This window comes from Pseudomonas antarctica (assembly GCF_001647715.1).
In the GTDB taxonomy this organism is placed as follows: domain Bacteria; phylum Pseudomonadota; class Gammaproteobacteria; order Pseudomonadales; family Pseudomonadaceae; genus Aquipseudomonas; species Aquipseudomonas antarctica_A.
On the sequence record NZ_CP015600.1, the window covers coordinates 5,283,647 to 5,303,274 of the forward strand.

General features: G+C 58.8%; 14 protein-coding genes and 1 pseudogene. 3 read left to right on the plus strand and 12 right to left on the minus strand.

Features of this window, described 5'->3' with window-relative positions:
- Nucleotides 1-39: 39 nt before the first annotated feature.
- The 5 genes from A7J50_RS23980 to treP form a co-directional block, all read right to left on the minus strand.
- On the minus strand, nucleotides 40-318 hold the full coding sequence (locus A7J50_RS23980) for a PTS transporter subunit EIIB (protein ID WP_064454021.1): 279 nt from the start codon (nucleotides 316-318) through the stop codon (nucleotides 40-42).
- A gap of 2 nt (nucleotides 319-320) precedes the next feature.
- Nucleotides 321-2,861 carry a phosphoenolpyruvate--protein phosphotransferase gene (ptsP, locus tag A7J50_RS23985; protein WP_064454022.1) on the minus strand — a complete coding sequence of 847 codons (2,541 nt, stop codon included), beginning with the start codon at nucleotides 2,859-2,861 and terminating at the stop codon, nucleotides 321-323.
- 184 nt (nucleotides 2,862-3,045) lie between these two features.
- On the minus strand, nucleotides 3,046-4,266 hold the full coding sequence (locus tag A7J50_RS23990) for a maltoporin (RefSeq protein WP_064454023.1): 1,221 nt from the start codon (nucleotides 4,264-4,266) through the stop codon (nucleotides 3,046-3,048).
- A 72-nt stretch (nucleotides 4,267-4,338) separates the two neighbouring features.
- A complete protein-coding gene (treC, locus tag A7J50_RS23995) occupies nucleotides 4,339-5,985 on the minus strand; it encodes an alpha,alpha-phosphotrehalase (RefSeq protein ID WP_064454024.1) in 1,647 nt (548 codons plus the stop codon).
- 124 nt (nucleotides 5,986-6,109) lie between these two features.
- Nucleotides 6,110-7,552 carry a PTS system trehalose-specific EIIBC component gene (gene treP / locus A7J50_RS24000; protein WP_064454025.1) on the minus strand — a complete coding sequence of 481 codons (1,443 nt, stop codon included), beginning with the start codon at nucleotides 7,550-7,552 and terminating at the stop codon, nucleotides 6,110-6,112.
- A 251-nt stretch (nucleotides 7,553-7,803) separates the two neighbouring features.
- Between treP and treR the strand changes: the two genes are divergently transcribed.
- Nucleotides 7,804-8,508 carry a trehalose operon repressor gene (gene treR / locus A7J50_RS24005; protein ID WP_064454026.1) on the plus strand — a complete coding sequence of 235 codons (705 nt, stop codon included), beginning with the start codon at nucleotides 7,804-7,806 and terminating at the stop codon, nucleotides 8,506-8,508.
- A 719-nt stretch (nucleotides 8,509-9,227) separates the two neighbouring features.
- On the opposite strand, the gene A7J50_RS24010 is transcribed toward treR, so the two are convergent.
- The 7 genes and pseudogenes from A7J50_RS24010 to A7J50_RS24030 all read right to left on the minus strand — a co-directional run bounded on the left by A7J50_RS24010 (nucleotide 9,228) and on the right by A7J50_RS24030 (nucleotide 17,248).
- Nucleotides 9,228-11,366, minus strand: a complete 2,139-nt coding sequence (locus A7J50_RS24010) for an S-type pyocin domain-containing protein (RefSeq protein WP_064454027.1) — start codon at nucleotides 11,364-11,366, stop codon at nucleotides 9,228-9,230.
- A gap of 719 nt (nucleotides 11,367-12,085) precedes the next feature.
- The gene (locus A7J50_RS32115; RefSeq protein WP_257784309.1) at nucleotides 12,086-12,217 is read right to left on the minus strand and encodes a hypothetical protein; all 132 of its coding nucleotides are present in this window, start codon (nucleotides 12,215-12,217) and stop codon (nucleotides 12,086-12,088) included.
- Nucleotides 12,213-12,356 (minus strand): annotated as a pseudogene (locus A7J50_RS31480) (Arm DNA-binding domain-containing protein); the annotation flags it as partial. The pseudogene A7J50_RS31480 and the gene A7J50_RS32115, both read right to left, overlap by 5 nt.
- Before the next feature lie 152 nt (nucleotides 12,357-12,508).
- Nucleotides 12,509-14,086 (minus strand): glutamine-hydrolyzing GMP synthase, encoded by a 1,578-nt coding sequence (gene guaA / locus A7J50_RS24015; RefSeq protein WP_064454028.1) that lies wholly within the window; start codon nucleotides 14,084-14,086, stop codon nucleotides 12,509-12,511.
- A gap of 126 nt (nucleotides 14,087-14,212) precedes the next feature.
- On the minus strand, nucleotides 14,213-15,682 hold the full coding sequence (guaB, locus tag A7J50_RS24020) for an IMP dehydrogenase (protein ID WP_003209646.1): 1,470 nt from the start codon (nucleotides 15,680-15,682) through the stop codon (nucleotides 14,213-14,215).
- 104 nt (nucleotides 15,683-15,786) lie between these two features.
- Nucleotides 15,787-16,335 (minus strand): hypothetical protein, encoded by a 549-nt coding sequence (locus A7J50_RS24025; protein ID WP_058422675.1) that lies wholly within the window; start codon nucleotides 16,333-16,335, stop codon nucleotides 15,787-15,789.
- Nucleotides 16,336-16,480: 145 nt separating this feature from the next.
- Entirely contained in the window at nucleotides 16,481-17,248 is a 768-nt protein-coding gene (locus A7J50_RS24030) for a sulfite exporter TauE/SafE family protein (protein WP_064454029.1), read from the minus strand.
- Between the two features lie 99 nt (nucleotides 17,249-17,347).
- On the opposite strand from A7J50_RS24030, the gene A7J50_RS24035 reads away from it, so the two are divergent.
- A complete protein-coding gene (locus A7J50_RS24035) occupies nucleotides 17,348-18,238 on the plus strand; it encodes a LysR family transcriptional regulator (RefSeq protein ID WP_064454030.1) in 891 nt (296 codons plus the stop codon).
- A 10-nt stretch (nucleotides 18,239-18,248) separates the two neighbouring features.
- Nucleotides 18,249-19,628, plus strand: a complete 1,380-nt coding sequence (gene xseA / locus A7J50_RS24040; RefSeq protein ID WP_064454031.1) for an exodeoxyribonuclease VII large subunit — start codon at nucleotides 18,249-18,251, stop codon at nucleotides 19,626-19,628.

Here is a 19,628-nt window from a genome sequence, read left to right on the forward strand (position 1 = left end):
CGAGCAAGCCCGCTCCCACATTTTTGATCTCCGCCTGGCTTAGAGACCGGTGAGCAGATGCACGACGCCGCCGGTCAACACCATCACCCCCGCAACACCCGCCGCCTTCAGCGCCTGCGCATCCAACCGCCCGGCATCCTGCAGCTGCACGCGCACCCGCGTCAGCGCCACGCGCTGCTGCGACTTGAGATTATCCGCGCCCCCCAACGCATTCAGCATTTCGGCCGACAACAGACTCGGTGTCGGTGCCACCACTGTCTCGGCAATCAGATCCGGGGTCAGGGCTTTCCAGAACGCCCGCTGCAATTTCTCGAACATGCTCAGTGCTCCACGACAGGTGAGGTTTCAACGGTGGCCGCGTGATAGAGGCGCAGGGCCTCGCGCACTTGGGCAGCTTCTTCCAGGCCGAGCACCTGGCGGGCGATGATCTGGCAGTCGGCCAGGTCCAGCTCGCGCACAGTGGCCTTGATGGTCGGGATCAGCGGTACGCTCACTGACAATTCATCCACGCCAAGCCCGATCAACACCGGCACCGCCAGCGCTTCGGACGCCAACGCGCCGCACACACCAACCCACTTGCCATGCGCATGGGCGGCCTTGACCGTGGTGGCGATCAACCGCAGCACCGACGGATGAAAACTGTCGGCCTGGCTGGCCAGCCGTGGGTGGTCGCGGTCCATCGCCAGCGTGTATTGGGTCAAGTCATTGGTGCCAATAGAGAAGAAATCCACATGCGGCGCGAAAACGTCCGCCATCAACGCGGCAGAAGGCACCTCGATCATGATCCCCAGCTTCGGTAGTTCGCAGAGCCCCAGCGCCAGCGCTTCTTCTTCAAGAATCTTGCGCGCCAGGTGCAGCTCCGACAGCAGGCTGACCATCGGCAGCATGATATGCAGCCGCGCAAACCCGGCACTCGCCAGGATCGCACGGAACTGCTCGCGCAATAACGCGGGGCGTTCCAGGCACAGGCGAATACCACGCAAACCGAGGAAGGGGTTGGTCTCGCTCTCCATCGGCACGTAGGCCAATGGTTTGTCGCCACCGACGTCCAAGGTGCGCACGACCAAATTGCGCTCGGTGCCCAGGGCGCGGGCGATGGCGCTATAAGTACCGGCTTGCTCCTCGGGGCTCGGTGCGCGATTGCGGTCCAGGTAGAGGAACTCCGAGCGCAGCAGGCCGACGCCTTCACCGCCCAGGCTCAAGGCTTGCTCCACTTCCTGCAACGACGCGACGTTAGCCGTGACCTCAACGTGATGACCATCGCGTGTGGTGGCCGGTAAGGCCGCCTGTGCCACTTCGCGTTGACGGCGCAGCACCTGCTGCTGGCGGGCTGCCTGCAGTTGTTCAATTTCGGCCAGGTCCGGGTCCAGGTGCAGTTCGCCTTTGTCGGCGTCGAGCAGTACTTGTTTGCCGTTGGCCAGCGCCAGCACGTGCGCTGGCACACCGCAAATAGCCGGAAGACCCAGTGCCCGGGCGAGGATCGCGACATGGCTGGTCGCACCGCCGCCGACAGTGACAAAGCCCAGGACCTTGCGTGTGTCCAGGCTGGCGGTCTGTGACGGGGTCAGTTGCTCGGCGATCAGGATGGTTTGCTCAGGCAAGTCCCAGGCACGCTCCTGGACACCGAGGATCAGTTTAAGCACGCGCTGGCCGACATCCGCCAAGTCTGCCGCGCGCTCGGCGAGCAGCGCGTTGCCCAGGCCCTGGAACAATGTGGCGGTGTTTACCGTGGCGCGGTTCCATGCAAAGGCAGCGCTTTTGCCATTGGCCAGCAGGGCATGGGCTTGCTCCAGCAGGGTTGGATCTTCAAGCAGCTCTTGATGGGCGCGGAAGATCTCCGCCTGGGCACTGCCGGCCGCCTTGGCCTGCAAGGCTTGCAGCGCCTCGGTTGCCGCCAGCAGGCCACGTGCCAATATGGCCCGCTCGGTCGCCTCTCCTGCGCCCGCTTCGGTAATCTTCAGTTCAGGCTCGGCCACTTGCACCACCTGGCCAAATGCCGACCCCGGGGACGCGCATACGCCCCGCAGCAAGGTCGCCGACGATACCGGCGCAACGGCCTCGACCACCTCGGCCACCTCAGCCGGTGCCGCGATCGTCTCGCCACACCCTTCAGCCAGCAGCGCGACCAATGCCTCGATCGCCGCCTCGGCATCCTCACCCACCGCACTCACCTGCAAGGTATCGCCCTGCACGGTTTGCAGCGCCATGATCGCCACCAGCGACTTGGCGTTGGCACTCTGGGTTTGCTTGTGCAGGTAAATGCTGGCACTGAACCCTTTCGCCGCCTGGGCAAAGACCGCCGCAGGACGGGCGTGCAAACCGTTGGTATTGGGCAAGGTCAGCGGCTTGGAAAACCGCGCATCGCCCTCCTCCTCGACCGCTGCGGAAGCGGCCTCCCCCGGTGATACTCGCAACAGCGGCTGGCCTGCATCCACCACACCGCCGTCCTCGGCCAGCAGCGTAAACGGTTCGCCACTGACCACCAGCATCAAGGTCAGCAAACTGCGCGCATTGAGCGCCACGTAGTCGGCGTCGAACTCAATCAGCGGCTGCCCGGCCTCCACCCGCTGGCCTTCCTGCACCAGTCGGCGGAAGCCCTGACCCGCCAGGTTCACGGTGTCCAGGCCGATATGCATCAGCACCTGGACGCCATTGTCGTCGGTCACGCTGACCGCATGACCACTGTCCTGGATATTGCTGATCACCCCGGCCAACGGCGCGCACAGGGTTTGCGAGGTGGGATCGATGCACAGGCCGTCGCCGATCACGCGACTGGCGAACACTGGGTCGGGCACCTGATCCAGCGCCAGCAGCACCCCGGACAGGGGCGCCAGCAGTTCCAGGGGTTGAGTTGTGGTCATGACTTCACCTGCTGTTTTGTTCTGTAAAAATCATAGGGTGGATGTGAGTCCTGGGATGACGAAGATCAAATGTGGGAGCGGGCTTGCTCGCGAATGCGGTGTATCAGGCGACACATGTATTGGATGACCCACCGCTTTCGCGAGCAAGCCCGCTCCCACATTTAGTCCGCGTACATTTACAGATTTACTTCCACCAGTATTCGACCTGCACACCCACATTCGACCCGTGCCGCGCCGTACCGTAGGCGCCGGTGTCGGACAACGCCGAACCTGCCGCCAGTTCATTCGCCGCGCGCTTGGCCGCTTCGTTCCAGGTTGCATAGGTGTAGTACAAACGCACTTCCGGCCGCGCCCAGAAATCCGGGCCGTTGGGCGACCAGGTCGGGGCGAAGGTAAATTTGCTCAACTTGCGCGTACCACCGGCGGCCTCAACCTGATCATGCCCAAGTTCGGTGACCAGTTTGAACTGCTCGCTGATGGCGTACGCCGGGCGCACGCCGATGGACATCCAGGTCTGGTCCTGGCTGCCAGGGCGGATGTCTTTCTGGTACACCGCCTCGATCTGTCCGCCGAATCGCGGGGTCACCTGCCAGTCAAAAAATTCCACGGCGCGGTAACTTTTGCTGCTCTTGTCCAGCGCGGTGTCGCCGGTATAACCCAAGCCCGTGCCGGGGCCTTCGCCGTACTGCAAGGCGAATTTGTTCTTACCGCCAAGGAAAGGTTTTTGCACATGCTGCGCCGTGATCGCCCAACCGCTGTTGGCGTCACGCCCGCCGGCTTTTTCGATGTAGCTCAAGCCGAACTCCAGCTCACCGCCGGGGTTGGTCTTGAAGCCTGCGACGTTGAAGTCGTGACGGGTGGCGTATTCCTTCTGGTACAGGTTGTCCTTGCGCGAGAGGGCGTAGCTGTACTTGAGGTCACCGATCAACACGTCCTCGATACCGCCGCCCGTGGCGCTCTGGTTCCAGTAGTAGAAGTCGGAGATATGGATGTCGTTACGCTTGTAGTAACGTCGGCCGGCCCACAATGAACCGCCATTGAGACTGGGCAGGTTGGACCACTGCGCATACATCTGCGGCATGCGCGCCGAGCCGTTGTCTTCACCCTGGAATTTCAGGGCGCGGTCGTACTTGTTGTACAGGGACGCCATGGCATCGACGCTGAGCACCGAGCCGTCGTCGAGGGTCAGCAGGTCCTGGCGCAATTCAAATTCAGCGTACTGCTCGCATTCGTTACCCAGACGGTATTTCGATTGCGCTCCCGGCAGTTGGAAACACTGTTGCTTGCCACTGCCCGTCGACGTGCCCGCGCCGCTGCGCAAGTAACCGGCAAATTCGAGGGCCTGAGCGGCAAAAGGGGCGGTGAGACACGACGCAATAAGGCCCAGCTTTATTGTTGTTTTCATGAAGCACTCCAATATTTTTATTATGTTTTGGTGAAGCGCCCCTGCACTCCCATACAGGGGTTGAAGCGGGTCTCAGTCCTTGAGGTGCAGCACAAACGATTCATAAGGTCGCAACACCACCGTGCTCGAACGCAATGGGCAGTCGGGGTAATTGCTGATCAGCAGGCGTTGCTCGTTCGCCGCACTGATGACGCCTTCCGGCAGTTGGATTTCGCAGGGTGTGCCGTAGAAGTTGTTGAGTACCAACAATCGCTCGCCATCGCCTTCGCGCAGGTACGCCCAGACCTGGAGGTGGTCTTGCAGCAGTTGGCGATAAACACCCTCCTGGATCAGCGGCTCGTGACGACGCAACGCAATCAGCGCGCGGTAGTGATGCAGCACCGAATCCGGGTCATCCAGTTGGCTTTCGACGTTGATCTGCGCCGCGTTGGCCGGAATACCGATCCACGGTTCCCCGCTGCTGAAACCGGCATTGGCCTGCGTGCTCCACTGCATCGGCGTGCGACCGTTGTCGCGCGACTTCTGCATGATCGCCGCCATGCTCGACGCCTCGGACTCACCGGCATCGCGCTTGAGCCGGAAGATGTTCAGCGTCTCGACATCTCGGTACTGATCAATCTTGTCGAACCCTGGATTGGTCATGCCCAGCTCTTCGCCCTGGTACACATACGGCGTGCCCTGGAGAAAGTGCAGCGCAGTGGCGAGCATCTTGGCCGAGACCACGCGGTACTCACCGTCGTCACCAAACCGCGAGACCACCCGCGGCTGGTCGTGGTTACACCAGAACAGCGCGTTCCAGCCGCCACCGGCCTGCATGCCCAACTGCCAGTCGGAAAAAATCTGCTTGAGTTGCAGGAAATCGAAGTCAGCCTTCACCCACTTTTGCAGGTTCGGGTAATCCACTTTCAGGTGATGAAAGTTGAAGGTCATCGACAGCTCTTTCGATGCAGGATTCGAATAGCGGATGCAGTGTTCCAGGCTGGTGGACGACATCTCGCCGACGTTGATCAGGTCATGGCCTTCGAAGACTTCACGGTGCATTTCCTGCAGGTATTCATGCACGTTCGGGCCGTCGGTGTAGAAGCGGCGGCCGTCGGTGTTGTCTTCGGGGAAATCGGCAGGCTTGGAGATCAGGTTGATCACATCCAGGCGGAAGCCACCCACGCCTTTGTCACGCCAGAAACGCATCAACTGGTACACCTCGGCGCGCACGTTGGGGTTGTCCCAATTGAGGTCAGCCTGGGTGTGGTCGAACAGGTGCAGGAAGTACTGGCCGGTTTGCGCCTCGTATTCCCAGGCCGAGCCGCCGAACTTGGATTCCCAGTTATTCGGCTGGTCGCGCCAGATGTAGAAGTCGCGATACGGGTTGTCGAGGCTGCTGCGCGCCTGCTGGAACCACTCATGCTCGATGGAGGTATGGTTGACCACAATGTCGAGCATCAGCTTGATGCCGCGCTTGGCCGCTTCGCTGATCAGCAGGTCGCAATCGGCCATGGTCCCGTAGCTGGGGTCGATAGCGTAGTAGTCGCTGATGTCGTAGCCGTTATCGCGTTGCGGCGAGCGCAGGAACGGGGTGATCCACAGGCAGTCCACGCCCAGCCATTTCAGGTAATCAAGTTTGTCCACGATGCCCAGCAGGTCACCGGTGGCGTTACCCGCGTGGCTGTGAAAGCTTTTTGGGTAGATCTGGTAGATCACCGAGTGTTGCCAGTTTTGCATCGTGGACTCCTTCAATTAAGTTGTGTGTTGGCCTTGAAGGCCTCATCGCGGGCAAGCCCGGCTCCCACTTTGATTTGTGAACACATTCAAATGTGGGAGCTGGCTTGCCTGCGATAGCGATCGATCAAGCGACGCGATACCCCGGCCGCACAATCTTCATGCTCAACGCACAGGTCAGAACAAACGGCACCACAATCGCGATGACCATCCCGATGACAAAAACCGGGATGTACTGCGGAAGAATTGAGATAAACGCCGGCAAACCACCGACGCCGATCGCCGAGGCGGTCACCTTGTTCAACGACAGGAAAATGCTGCCCAGCGCCGAGCCCAGCAGCGCGGCATAGAACGGAAACTTGAAGCGCAGGTTCACCCCGAACATCGCCGGTTCAGTGATACCGAAGTAAGCAGAAATCGCCGAGGTGGAAGCCATGCTTTTGTCCCGCGCGTTGCGGGTCATGTAGAACACACCAAGCGCGGCGCTGCCCTGGGCCAGGTTGGACATCACGATCATCGGCCAGATAAAGGTGCCGCCCTGGGTCGAGATAAGCTGCAGGTCCACGGCGAGGAACATGTGGTGCATGCCGGTGATAACGAGCGGCGCATACAGCAGGCCGAAAATCGCTCCGCCGACCATCGGCGCCAGGTCAAACAGGGTGACTACGCCTTCGGTGATCAGGATGCCGAGGTGGCGGGTGACCGGGCCGATGATTGCCAGGGCCAGCACGCCGGTGACGACGATGGTGGTGATGGGCACAACGAGCAGTTGAATCGCATTCGGCACCCGTGCGCGCAGCCATTTTTCAATCACGCTCATCACATAGGCCGCCATCAGGATTGGCAGGATCTGCCCCTGGTAGCCGACTTTTTCGATCTTGAACCAGCCGAAAATATCGAAGTAAGGCAGGCTCTGGCCATCGAGCCCGGCGACTGCCTTGCCGTAGTTCCACGCGTTGAGCAGATCGGGGTGCACCAGCATCAGGCCGAGCACGATGCCGAGGATTTCACTGCCGCCAAAGCGCTTGGCCGCCGACCAACCCACCAGCGCCGGCAGGAACACGAACGAGGTATTGGCCATCAGGTTGATCAGGCTCCACAGGCCGTCCAGGTTCGGATAGGCCTCCAGCAGCGTCTTGCCCTCGATGAACATGCCTTTGGCGCCCATCAGGTTGTTCACGCCCATCAGCAGGCCGGCGATGATCAGTGCGGGCAGGATCGGCATGAACACATCGGAGAACACCCGCACCAGACGCTGCATCGCGTTGGTCTTGTCGGCGCCCTTCTTCTTCACGTCGGCGATGGTGGCGGCGGCGAGGCCGGTCTGTTCGCGCAGTGCGGCGTAGACCTTTTCCACTTCACCCGGGCCGATCACCACCTGAAACAAACCACCGGTGAAGAACGAGCCTTTGACCAGATCGACCTGGTTCAACGCACTGCTCTTGACCAGGCTCGGGTCCTTGAGCGCGAGGCGCAGACGCGTCACGCAGTGGGCAGCTTGCTCAAGGTTGTCGCTGCCCCCGAGGTTCTCGAGAATCTCGCGGGCGATATTCGAATAATCGTGGCTCATGCTTGGTATCCACTTTGATTTTTTTATTTGGGGGCAGTCATTGGCAGCACGCCGAGGGCAAAAATACTCGTCTGTACGAGTTAAAGCAATAACTCGTCTGTACGAGTTAAGAAATGTTTATTTTTCTGAGTTTTAAGTCAGACATTTCTCTTATTCCACTTGGGTCCAATGGACAAAGCCCACCTCTGCCACTAAGGTTCCTGCCTTGAACACCGTTCACCCTTCATCACGTCGGGCACAGAGCCATCGCCATGAGCAAATACAACCAGATCTATACCGATCTGCTTGCCAACATCACCACTGAACGCCTGCAACGCGGCACGCGCCTTCCCTCCGAAACCGAACTGATGGACGCCTACCAAGCCAGCCGTGGCACCGTGCGCCGCGCTATCGAGCAGCTGCAGGAACGCGGGTTTGCGCAAAAAATCCACGGCAAGGGCACCTTCGTGCTGTCGCCCAACCCGATCGAGTTCCAACTGGGTGGCATCGTCAGCTTCCACGAAACCCACGCCGACCTGGGCGATGACGTACGCACCGACGTCGTCGAATTCAGCCAGTTCCCGCTGGAAGGCTCTCTGCTGCAACACATCGAAGCCGAGCCCGGCACGTTGATCACGCGGATCAAACGGGTACGGCGCATCGGCGGCAAACGGGTGATCCTCGACATCAACCACTTCGTCGCCGACCTGATCCCAGGCCTGGACCGCTCGATTGCCGAGCAGTCGATCTATGCGTTTATCGAAGACACCTTGCAGCTGCAGATCAGCTACGCGCAGCGCACCATCGAAGCCCTGCCCCGCAGCAAAGACGACCAGGCACATCTGGACCTGGATGGGCAAAGCCATGTGATCGTGGTGAGTAACCAGACGTTTTTGCAGGATGGAAGGCAGTTCGAGTACACCGAGTCGCGGCATACGTTGGATAAGTTTTATTTTTCGGACATTGCCCGGCGCTGAGGCCCGAGCGAAGATCAAATGTGGGAGCGGGCTTGCTCGCGAATGCGGGGTATCAGTCACCTGTTCATCAACTGACACACCGCATTCGCGAGCAAGCCCGCTCCCACACTTTTGATCGATGGTGTTTGATTTAGCGTATTCCAGAAACACAAAACCCCGGCACATGGCCAGGGTTTTGTTATTCAGCGCTCACCTGCTACGCAGGATCATTCCCACTCAAACATAAAGAATATTAATAAATCATAGCCTTATTTTAATCACGCCAGCTAATACCACAAAAAATACCATTTGACGAAAAACCCTTTTCACAAACACTGTATTACTCTTACGGCATGATCGTCGACCAACTAAAAAGCAAGAGCACTCAGCACATAAAAATAAAAGATTTTTCAATAATCCTCCAAAAGAAAGCCCAACTTGAACTGGGCCTTCTTCACAACGCTTTATAAACTATTCAAAAGAATACTTATTTTCAGCCACGAAGGCCGGCTCTTTCCAATTAAGGCCTTTCCTTAGGCTATTACCAGAGTCGACGATGAGTCCTTCATCTACCATATTACTAACGAGCTTTAATAGTTCAAGATTATTTGAAATATTGGCCCAATTGTTTCTATTATAAAGTTTATCCAGCCGAGGATACGAAATGCCGTCTTCGCCTTTCGTTAGAAATAGAACAACATCCCTAGGGTCTTCTGAAATCACCACATCGTTTATTGTATTCACTTTGCTTCCCTCTCGCTCTGTACCCTGTCAGCTTCTATTGCTTCTGGAGTGTAAAACAGACCTTCACCATCTTTGAGCTTATAATCTTCCAAGGTTGCCGCATGGGCATTATTCCAAGTAACCCCTCTGTCATCAGGTGCTATTCCATCTGCAACCCCCAATGCCCTATATCGCTCCAACTCTCGAATTTCATGGGTATAAAAGCGTTTGTCAACATCAGCAATAGGGACATGACCACTCAAGATCTTTTCTAGACGGTCAATCATGATTTTATTAGCATCGGAGGGGGCAAATCGTCCCGTATGCAACTTAACTAGATCAATACCTTCCAGGGTCACCGACGCCGTAGTCCAGTCGAGGTCTTGAGTGGGCCCACCCGCCTTGTCTGGATTGTACAGCCGCCCGCTGTGCTCACCTTTGGTGGTTGCCCCTTCGTAAGGGCTACTAAATACCGCATAGATCGGCGGCAAACCCGAATCTGCGGGATAAACGTAAATACCGTCTCGGATGCTCAACTGGCTGGCAATCGGAAACGGCTCAAGTTTGACCTCAATTGGGGTCAGCGTGATCCCGGTGTATACCGGAGTTTCCAAGGGTTTTGCGGGAGTCGCTGTTGAGCTTTCACCTGGTACTGCGATCGGGAATGTCAGGGTGATCGGCGGTGTGTCGTTTGTGGTGAACGTATAGGCGTTGGCTACAGGATCAAGTACCAATGCCCTTACCGGTACGGAGGACGTTACCCCCCCTGTAGTTTGCGTGGCCACAACCGAATATTTTGACTGATCGCCATAAACCCGATAGGGCACATCAACCGTGCCACCCGCTGCTGCTATATCGTGCAGGTTGTCAGGTAGATTAGGCGCCAAGTCCTTAGCTGGCAGGTCCAACATTGTCGCGGGCAGTTCCCCGTTGCCAAGGGACTCTGAATACGTCAACGCCCCAATACCGACTGCCGTGGCCGCACTTACAACTGTACCCAGCGCTACCTTAGCCGCTTGAATCGCTGCATCCAGTGTAATGCCTGAACCTGTCGTAATAGCAATAGAACCTGCCGCTGTGCTGAGCTGCGTTGCTCCAGCTGCAGGAAGCCTGAAAGTGTGAGCGGCTTTAAGTGCTGCAGCTTCAACGGCGACCCTGGCGGCCTCGGCGGCTGCAGCCTCATTGGTAATACGCTTAGCTTCAGCCTCCTCTGCAAGACGTACTTGCTCAGCGGCTTCGGCAGCCACGCGTTGCGCTTCAGCTTCTGCCGCAAGACGAGCCTGTTCAGCTGCGGCCGCCGCTGCGGTTTCGGCTGCCACACGAGCGGCCTCATCTACCACACGCTTAGCTTCAGCTTCAGCTTCCGCTGCAAGTCGCGCTTGCTCAGCAGCTTCTGCAGCTACACGTTGAGCCTCTACCTGCGCAGCGACTATTGCTGCCTCAGTTGCAGCCGCTTCATTGGCAATACGCTTAGCTTCAACCTCTGCTGCCGCTCGCTGCGCTTCGACTTCGGCGTTTGCACGTGCTTGAGTCGCCTGTTCTTGCAGTTTCTGCTTCAGGGCACCTAAATATTCGATTTCACGGCCGATATATTTTGCAGAATACGCAGCCTCAAGTGAGGCGTACCATTCTTTATAGTTCCGATCCGGAGGGTAATTCGTCCTCCCCATGCTAATAGCATTAGTGATAAATCGACTCGTGGGGAAGCGAAAGAAATCACCGTAGTAGTACTTATCGCCAATCGCTTTTTGAGCAGCGTACGCCTGTGCTTTTTGAGCGATAAGTGTATCAACTGAGCGATTATGCTTTTCAATCTGCGCAGCAACGCTCTCGGAGCTGTTTTCACTCTGCGCTATTGAGTAAATACTTTCTGTAATAGACGTGGGCATAGATTGAAGCTTTTTTGCAAAATTCGCTTCTTGGTCCCTAACATTTTGAGCGATCACAGGTGGATATGTATTAAGTATGTAAGTACGTGTCGCAACGTTAATCAGCTGCCCTACGCGACTATGAGCAAAATCACTGTCATCTCCTCCCCCACCTCCAAACACCTGAGGCTCATAATTGACGGCCCCAACTTTAATATTCGGCAACTCGTACGATCCGGGTCCTGTCTGTACAGACCCTGGACCTAAGTATTTATCAAAATCAGACATGAAAAAACCTCCTTGTTTTTGCGGTCTCTCTGCTTTTTTGAGTCAGCCTACATCCAGAGGAACCGGCATCTCAGAAATACAACATCAAAGCTTGCATATTCAACAAGTAAAATGGGCAGCTGGTTCTTCCGCAGCCTCTAGGCCATGACGAGCAGTTCCTTCCCTTGGGTTTGCGGGTCCCTCGCATTACTTGGCGTAGCAAAATCGACACTCTCTGCGTTCTTACCGCATGTCGCACACAAACTGTATGTCCATACAGCCATTGCGAGCAACCAAAAAATGCATTTGTGCATACCATTCCGATAGACGGTATTGATTCCTATTTGCCATCGCCAACGAGTGGCTGATCATTTACCGATGGGGTGAGCCAGCCAGCATGAAATGCGAGCGAGCACCGTCGAATGCGAGCCCATTTGCAATTAATGTGAGCCAGAAATACCGATAAATGCTAGCCCGGAAGCTTTCAAACGCGACCCTCTACATACTGTCACGGACCGACGGTAAACCCGCGCAGGCCCACGGCATCGGCGAATCGGCCTACCACCGCTTCACGCATCGCGTGCTGGCTGACCAGAGCCTTTAAGGTGTCCGACTGTGACCTCGCCGATCATTGTGTCAGTCCCCGGCGGCGCTCAATGGCCGACACGTCGACCGCAATAAACAGCGCCTCAATGGTGGCCGGGACGGCGCACGCGCCGCCTCCAAACTTCAACAAAGCCTTACGCATGCGCCTGGGGCAGCTCCAGGACGTGCAGTTCCTGGGCATAGCCCAGGCGCGATAGATGATTTTGCACCTTCGTGCGCATACGCGGTTGCAGGCTGATCGCGTCGAGCTGTTGGGTTACGCTCATGACAGCCATTGACGGAGTAGTTGTAGCGAAATGAAAGAGGACCGGCCGCGGTGAAGGCCACGTAAAGTCCGTGGCGCTCGTTCACCTTTTAGAGTTTTTCTTTCGGTTTAAGGTTACGCAGTTTGGTATCGGTCAGCATGGAGGTCTCGGACTCCACGTAAAAAATACCACCGTGCTTGGCGATGCACAAAGCTGCCAGAATTTGCCAGACCCAAAAAGCCAAAAGCCCGCAATTACGCGGGCTACAGGGCATTACTTGCTAGATGGTGCCGGACAATGCCGGACGTCCAATCATTCCCACTCAATCGTCGCCGGCGGCTTGCTCGACACGTCATACGTCACGCGCGAAATACCTTCGATCTCATTGATGATACGGCCGCTGACAGTTTCCAGCAGTTCGTACGGCAGGTGCGCCCAACGTGCGGTCATGAAGTCGATGGTTTCTACGGCACGCAGGGCCACAACCCAGGCGTAACGACGGCCATCGCCTACAACACCAACCGATTTCACCGGCTGGAACACCACGAATGCCTGGCTGACTTTGTGGTACCAGTCGGCTTTGCGCAGCTCTTCGATGAAGATGTGGTCGGCGCGACGCAGCAGGTCGGCGTATTCCTTCTTCACTTCACCCAGGATGCGCACGCCCAGGCCCGGGCCTGGGAATGGGTGACGGTAGACCATGTCGTACGGCAGGCCGAGTTCCAGGCCCAGACGGCGGACTTCGTCCTTGAACAGTTCGCGCAGCGGTTCTACCAGCTTGAGGTTCATTTCCTCAGGCAGGCCGCCCACGTTGTGGTGGGACTTGATCACGTGGGCCTTGCCGCTCTTGGCGCCGGCCGACTCGATCACGTCAGGGTAGATGGTGCCTTGGGCGAGGTACTTGATGTTGTCCAGGTGTTTGGCCTGGGCATCGAAGACGTCGATGAAGGTGCGGCCGATGATCTTGCGCTTCTTCTCCGGGTCGGACTCGCCGGCCAGGTTATTCAAGAACTGATCTTCAGCGTTGGCGCGGATCACTTTGACGCCCATGTTCTCGGCGAACATGGCCATCACTTGCTCGCCTTCGTGCAGGCGCAGCAGGCCGTTGTCGACGAAGACGCAAGTCAGCTGATCGCCGATGGCTTTGTGCAGCAGCGCGGCAACCACGGAGGAGTCAACGCCGCCGGACAGGCCGAGCAGCACGTTGTCGGTGCCGACCTGGGCACGCACGTTGGCGATCGCGTCTTCGGCGATTTTCGACGGGGTCCACAGGGCTTCACACTCGCAGATGTCGAGGATGAAGCGCGACAGGATGCGGCCGCCTTGCTTGGTGTGGGTCACTTCCGGGTGGAACTGCACACCGTAGTAGCCGCGCTCGTCGTTGAACATGCCGGCGATCGGGCAGCTCGGGGTGCTGGCCAGGATGTGGAAGTCTTGCGGCATCTTGGTGACCTTGTCACCGTGGCTCATCCATACGTCGAGGCCGAACAGGCCGTCGGCGTCGATGTGGTCTTCGATGCCGTCCAGCAGGCGGCTTTTGCCGACCACGTCGACACGGGCATAACCGAATTCACGCAGCTCGGAACCTTCAACCTTGCCACCCAGTTGCTCGGCCATGGTCTGCATGCCGTAGCAGATACCGAAGACGGGCACGCCCAGGTCAAATACGGCTTGCGGGCAGCGCGGGCTGTTGGCTTCGTGCACGGACTCGGGGCCACCGGCGAGGATGACGCCTTTAGGTGCGAATTCGCGGATCGCTTCGTCGTCCATGTCGAACGGGTGCAGTTCGCAGTACACGCCGATTTCACGCACGCGGCGGGCGATCAGCTGGGTGTACTGGGAACCGAAGTCGAGGATCAGGATGCGGTGGGCGTGAATGTCGAGGGCCATGAAAGAAACTCTGAAAAGCAGTTGCAAGCTTCAAGCTGCAAGCTGCAAGTAATCGGAAGCTGCGCGGTAACTGCACTAGCACAGCACCGCTTGCAGCTTATAACTTGTGGCTTATAGCTGTCGGCGTCAGCCGACCCGATAGTTTGGCGCTTCCTTGGTGATCTGCACGTCGTGGACATGGGATTCAGCCATGCCGGCGCCGGTGATCCGTACGAACTCTGGCTTGGTGCGCATTTCTTCGATGTCGGCGCTGCCGGTGTAGCCCATCGAGGAACGCAGGCCGCCCATCAGTTGATGGATGATCGCGCTCAGGGTGCCCTTGTAAGGAACACGGCCTTCGATGCCTTCCGGAACGAGCTTCTCGGCGCCTGCCGAGGAGTCCTGGAAGTAGCGGTCGGAGGAGCCTTGTGCCTGGGACATGGCGCCCAGCGAACCCATGCCACGGTAAGCCTTGTACGAACGGCCCTGGAACAGTTCGATCTCGCCCGGCGCTTCTTCAGTACCGGCGAACATCGAGCCCATCATCACGCAGGAAGCACCGGCAACGATGGCCTTGGACAGGTCACCGGAGAAACGGATGCCGCCGTCGGCGATCAACGGAACGCCAGTGCCTTCAAGGGCAGCGGCAACGTTGGCGATGGCGCTGATTTGCGGCACGCCCACACCGGCGACGATACGCGTGGTGCAGATCGAGCCAGGGCCGATACCAACCTTGACCGCATCGGCGCCGGCTTCGGCCAGGGCCTTGGCGGCTGCGCCGGTGGCGATGTTGCCGCCGATCACCTGCACGTCAGGGAAATTCTGTTTGACCCAGCGAACGCGGTCGATCACGCCTTTGGAGTGACCGTGGGCAGTGTCGACCACCACCACGTCAACACCGGCAGCGACCAGGGCCGCAACACGGTCACCGGTGTCTTTACCGGTGCCGACTGCCGCGCCAACACGCAGACGACCTTGGTCATCCTTGCTGGCGAGCGGGTAAGCCTTGGCTTTTTCGATGTCGTTGACGGTCATCATGCCTTTGAGGGCGAATTTGTCATCGACGATCAGCACGCGCTCGATGCGGTGCTTGTGCAGCAGTTCGCGCACATCGTTCTTGTCGGCGCCTTCCTTGACAGTGACGAGGCGCTCTTTAGGCGTCATCACTTCGCGGACGGTGACTTCAAGACGGTTCTCGAAACGCACGTCACGGGAAGTGACGATGCCGACCAGGTCGCCATCGTGCAGCACCGGAACGCCGGAGATGTTGTGCAGGCGGGTCAGGTCGAACAGGTCACGCACGGTGGCGTCGGCTTCGATGGTGATGGGATCTTTCACCACACCGGCTTCGTAACGCTTGACCTTGCGCACTTCGGCAGCTTGCTGCTCGATGGTCATGTTCTTGTGGATGATGCCGATGCCGCCTTCCTGAGCCATGGCGATTGCCAAACGGGCTTCGGTGACGGTGTCCATGGCAGCAGAAACCAGGGGAATATTCAGCTCGATGCCACGGGTTAGGCGGGTCTTGAGACTGACTTCGTTAGGAAGCACCTCGGAATAACCGGGCACTAGGAGAATGTCGTCGAATGTCAGAGCTTCTTGGCTGATACGCAGCATCGCGGGGGCTCCCGAGCGGGAAAATGGAAGCGCGCCATTATATACATGCACCCGGTCAGGCTCAATGTAAAACTCTGACAAACTTGGTAATACTGATAGATGGATTAAAGCTCGACTTTGACCCAACTCATCTTCTGGTCCAGCCAGTCGGCAAATTCGTCGATAAAGCTCTGCTTGAAACCCGCCTCCGCCCAATTGTTGAAGATGAACCCCAGGTTGGAAAACCCGCATTCCTGCAGGAACAGAAACCCGTTGATGTCATCCTCATGCCCACACAGCGGGCAGGTGAAGTTGTCGGTGTGGCCGGGCATCCAGTCTTCGAGGCTTTCGAACAGCGCCTCGCCGACTTCCTTGAGGCATTCCGGGCAGCCGGCCTCTTCGAGAAAGCCCTTGGCCGGGGTATAGATGCAGCGCTTGTAGATGATCTCCAGGCCGTTGACCGGCTCGTTGAACGGCAGCGCTTCGGGGTGCAGCACCACGGCGCGGGCGCCATCGGCCAGCGCGTAAGCCATGCGGTTGCCGGTGCGGCCGCAGGTGGTCAGTTCTTCCTTGATGATGTTCTTGCGCACCAGCCAGCGCACGATCGCCCGCGCGCGGGGTTCGTGGACGGGCAAGGTGGAGATTTTCGGGACAAGGATGCTTTGCGAGTTCATGAGAGTCCTGCGGTGTGGCTACTGGCCCCATCGCGGGCAAGCCCGCTCCCACATTTGACTGCGTTCACAAATCAAAAATGTGGGAGCCGGGCTTGCCCGCGATGAGGCCCTGAAGGCTGGCAGCTTAATCCCTGCCCCACACAGGTCAAGTGCTCAAGTACCGCCCGATCAACGCAAGCCCGCTGGCCAACACCAACCACGTCACCAGCTTTACAAAGGCTTCACGGGACATACGCATCGTCAACCGGCGCCCGAACCACAGCCCCAGGGCCATCGCTGGCAACAGGCACAACGCCAACATCAACAGCGGCACGTCAGCATACACCCCGGCAATCAGAAACAGGCTCAGGCGCACCACCGTGCTGCAACTGATCAGCGCACTTTGCGTGGCGCGCGCCGCGTCCTTGGGTAAACGGCTGTTCAGGTAGATCGCATATAAAAAGCCGCCACTGCCAAACAACGCACCAAACAGCCCGCCGACGGTGCCCATGGGAAACGACCAGCCCGCCGCCAGCTGTGTCGGCCGTTTTTTTACCGCCAGGCTGTAGATCGCGTAGGCGCTGATAAACAGCCCCATCAATAGCAGCAACAGGTCTGAATGCAGGTTGAGCAAGAAGATCACGCCGAGTATGCAACCCATCGCCATGCACGGCAGCAATCGCAACAGCTCGGGCGTGTTCACGTCCCGCCGCGATTGCAGCAGGTTGCCAAAGGCGGCGACAAAATCCAGCAGCACCAGCAGCGGGATGATCTTCGACAATGGCATAAACACAATCAGGATCGGCCCCGCGACCAGCGCCGTGCCAAACCCGGCGATACCAAACACGATGTAGGCCACGACAATACCGAGGCCGATCACCAGCCAATCAACGCTGCCAAACGACCACTGACTCATCAGCTCAACCGGGCTCATGGGCACTTCCTTGAAAGAGATGGCCGTCACTTTAGCCATCGTCGAGCGTTGCGACTAATATCTTCAAAGTCCTCCACCCATCTCGAAAAGGCATGACGCGTGATCTCTACTCGCCAACTGCGCTACTTCGTCGAAATCGCCGACAGCGGCAGCTTCAGCGCCGCGGCCGAACGTTTGTTTGTGGCGCAGTCAGCCTTGAGTCGACAGATCAAGGAGCTGGAAAAACAGCTGCAAACTCCCTTGTTCGAACGCACCGCGCGCCAACCCCGGCTCACGGCGGCCGGTGAAGCCTTCTACCCTCGGGCGCGCAACCTGCTGAGCGAGTTGCTCAAAGCCAGCGAAATGGCCACGCAGGTGGGCAATGGCCAGCTTGGCACGCTGCGCCTGAGCCATTCGAGCACCGTGCCGATGAGCGGGCCGTTGCTGCACGGCATCAGCACCTGGCTGGCGCGCTGCCCGGGCGTGTCGATGGACATCGTCAAACTGTCCTCTGAAGCGCAACTGGAGGAAATTGCCGACGGCCGCCTGGACGTTGGGCTGTTGCGCTTGCCGGTGTTGCGCCAGCGCGAAGGTGTGCGTGTGGTGCCTTTATACAGCGAGCAGCTGTTGCTGGCGGTGCCGCCGGATCACCCCTTGGCGCGCAGCGACATACCGGTGGAATTGGCGCAGCTCAGGGAAGAAGCGTTTATCTCTATCCCTCACCCGCAACGCGGTGGCCTGAGTTACCTGTCAGCCGAGCTCTGTATACGTGCCGGTTTTTTCCCCAAGGCGGCGCGAGTGATGTCGCGCAAGACGACCCAGCTGCAATTGATCCAGGCCGGCTTCGGTATTGCCTTGTTACCAAAATCCATGCAGGACATCGCCCCTGCCAATGTGCACTTTTTACCCCTGGCCGACCCGGACAGCCTCAGCACCGTCGCCCTCGCCTGCCACCAGGCGCCGAGCGCGCTGGTCGAGCAATTCTGCCAAACCTTGCACGAATGCCTATAAACTGCCGCCCATGATTAAAGATCCTTTTGCCCGTCTGGGCCTGGACCGCGAAGTCCTGACTGTCAGCCAGCTCAACGGCCGCGCGCGGGTGTTGCTGGAGGACGTGTTCACCAATATCTGGGTCGAAGGCGAGATCTCCAACCTCGCCCGCCCGGCCTCTGGCCACGTGTATTTCACCCTCAAGGACAGCGGCGCCCAAGTGCGTTGCGCGTTGTTTCGCAACAATGCCGCCAGGGTGCGCCAGGCATTGAAGGACGGCCTGGCCGTTAAAGTGCGTGGCAAGGTCTCGCTGTTTGAGGGCCGTGGCGACTACCAGTTGATCCTCGACACCGTAGAGCCTGCCGGTGATGGCGCGCTGCGCCTGGCCTTCGATGCATTAAAGGAAAAGCTCAGCGCCGAAGGCTTGTTCAGTGCCGAACGCAAGGTGCCGTTGCCGGCGCACCCTCGGCGCATCGGCATTATCAGTTCGCCGACCGGCGCGGTGATCCGCGACATCATCAGCGTGTTCGGCCGCAGGGCGCCGAACGTTGAACTGACACTGATCCCTACGGCGGTACAAGGCCGCGAAGCCGTGTCGCAGATTGTGCGCGCCCTGAAGCTGGCCGATGCGCGAGGGTTTGATGCGCTGATCCTGGCCCGTGGCGGTGGTTCGCTGGAAGACCTGTGGTGCTTCAACGAAGAAGCCGTGGCGCGCGCGGTGGATGCCTGCGTAACGCCGATCGTCAGCGCCGTCGGCCATGAGACCGATGTATCGATCTGCGACTTCGTCGCCGACGTGCGCGCGCCTACACCCTCCGCTGCCGCCGAGTTGCTCGCACCCGACGCCAGCCATTGGGTGCGCCAAGTCGAAAACCTGCACCGCCGGCTGGTGATGCTGATGCGCAACCGGCTGTCCCACGACCGCCTGCGCCTGGAAGGCATGGCTCGCCGCCTGCGCCACCCGGGCGAACGCCTGCGCCAGCAGGCCCAGCGCCTGGATGACCTGGACATGCGGATGCGCCGTGCTTTCGAGCGCAGCCTCAATACCCGTCGCGAACGCTTGATCCGCCTGGAAACCCGCCTCGCCGGCCAGCACCCCGGCCGTCAGTTGGCCCTGCTGCGCCAACGCCTGGACAGCCTCGCCGAACGCTTGCCTCGCGCCATGCGCGAAGGTCTCAAGGCACGCCGCCTGCAGCTGCAAAGCCAGGTGCAGACGCTGCAAGTGGTCAGCCCGCTGGCGACTCTCGGCCGTGGTTACAGCATCTTGCTGGACGAGCGTGGCCAGGCGATCCGCAACGCCGCGCAAACCCACACCGGCCAGCGCCTGACCGCACGCCTCGGTGAAGGCCAACTGCAGGTGCGGGTGGAAGATAACCACCTGACGCCCGTCACCCTTTCGTTACTGGATTGA

What these genes read in the sequence shown, in the direction of transcription:
- treC (WP_064454024.1), bottom strand. Translation starts at nt 5,985, where the DNA reads ATGCAAAACTGGCAACACTCGGTGATCTACCAGATCTACCCAAAAAGC.
- A7J50_RS24030 (WP_064454029.1), bottom strand. Translation starts at nt 17,248, where the DNA reads ATGAGCCCGGTTGAGCTGATGAGTCAGTGGTCGTTTGGCAGCGTTGAT.
- A7J50_RS24025 (WP_058422675.1), bottom strand. Translation starts at nt 16,335, where the DNA reads ATGAACTCGCAAAGCATCCTTGTCCCGAAAATCTCCACCTTGCCCGTC.
- guaB (WP_003209646.1), bottom strand. Translation starts at nt 15,682, where the DNA reads ATGCTGCGTATCAGCCAAGAAGCTCTGACATTCGACGACATTCTCCTA.
- xseA (WP_064454031.1), top strand. Translation starts at nt 18,249, where the DNA reads ATGATTAAAGATCCTTTTGCCCGTCTGGGCCTGGACCGCGAAGTCCTG.
- ptsP (WP_064454022.1), bottom strand. Translation starts at nt 2,861, where the DNA reads ATGACCACAACTCAACCCCTGGAACTGCTGGCGCCCCTGTCCGGGGTG.
- A7J50_RS23980 (WP_064454021.1), bottom strand. Translation starts at nt 318, where the DNA reads ATGTTCGAGAAATTGCAGCGGGCGTTCTGGAAAGCCCTGACCCCGGAT.
- treR (WP_064454026.1), top strand. Translation starts at nt 7,804, where the DNA reads ATGAGCAAATACAACCAGATCTATACCGATCTGCTTGCCAACATCACC.
- guaA (WP_064454028.1), bottom strand. Translation starts at nt 14,086, where the DNA reads ATGGCCCTCGACATTCACGCCCACCGCATCCTGATCCTCGACTTCGGT.
- A7J50_RS23990 (WP_064454023.1), bottom strand. Translation starts at nt 4,266, where the DNA reads ATGAAAACAACAATAAAGCTGGGCCTTATTGCGTCGTGTCTCACCGCC.
- A7J50_RS24010 (WP_064454027.1), bottom strand. Translation starts at nt 11,366, where the DNA reads ATGTCTGATTTTGATAAATACTTAGGTCCAGGGTCTGTACAGACAGGA.
- treP (WP_064454025.1), bottom strand. Translation starts at nt 7,552, where the DNA reads ATGAGCCACGATTATTCGAATATCGCCCGCGAGATTCTCGAGAACCTC.
- A7J50_RS32115 (WP_257784309.1), bottom strand. Translation starts at nt 12,217, where the DNA reads ATGAGCGTAACCCAACAGCTCGACGCGATCAGCCTGCAACCGCGTATG.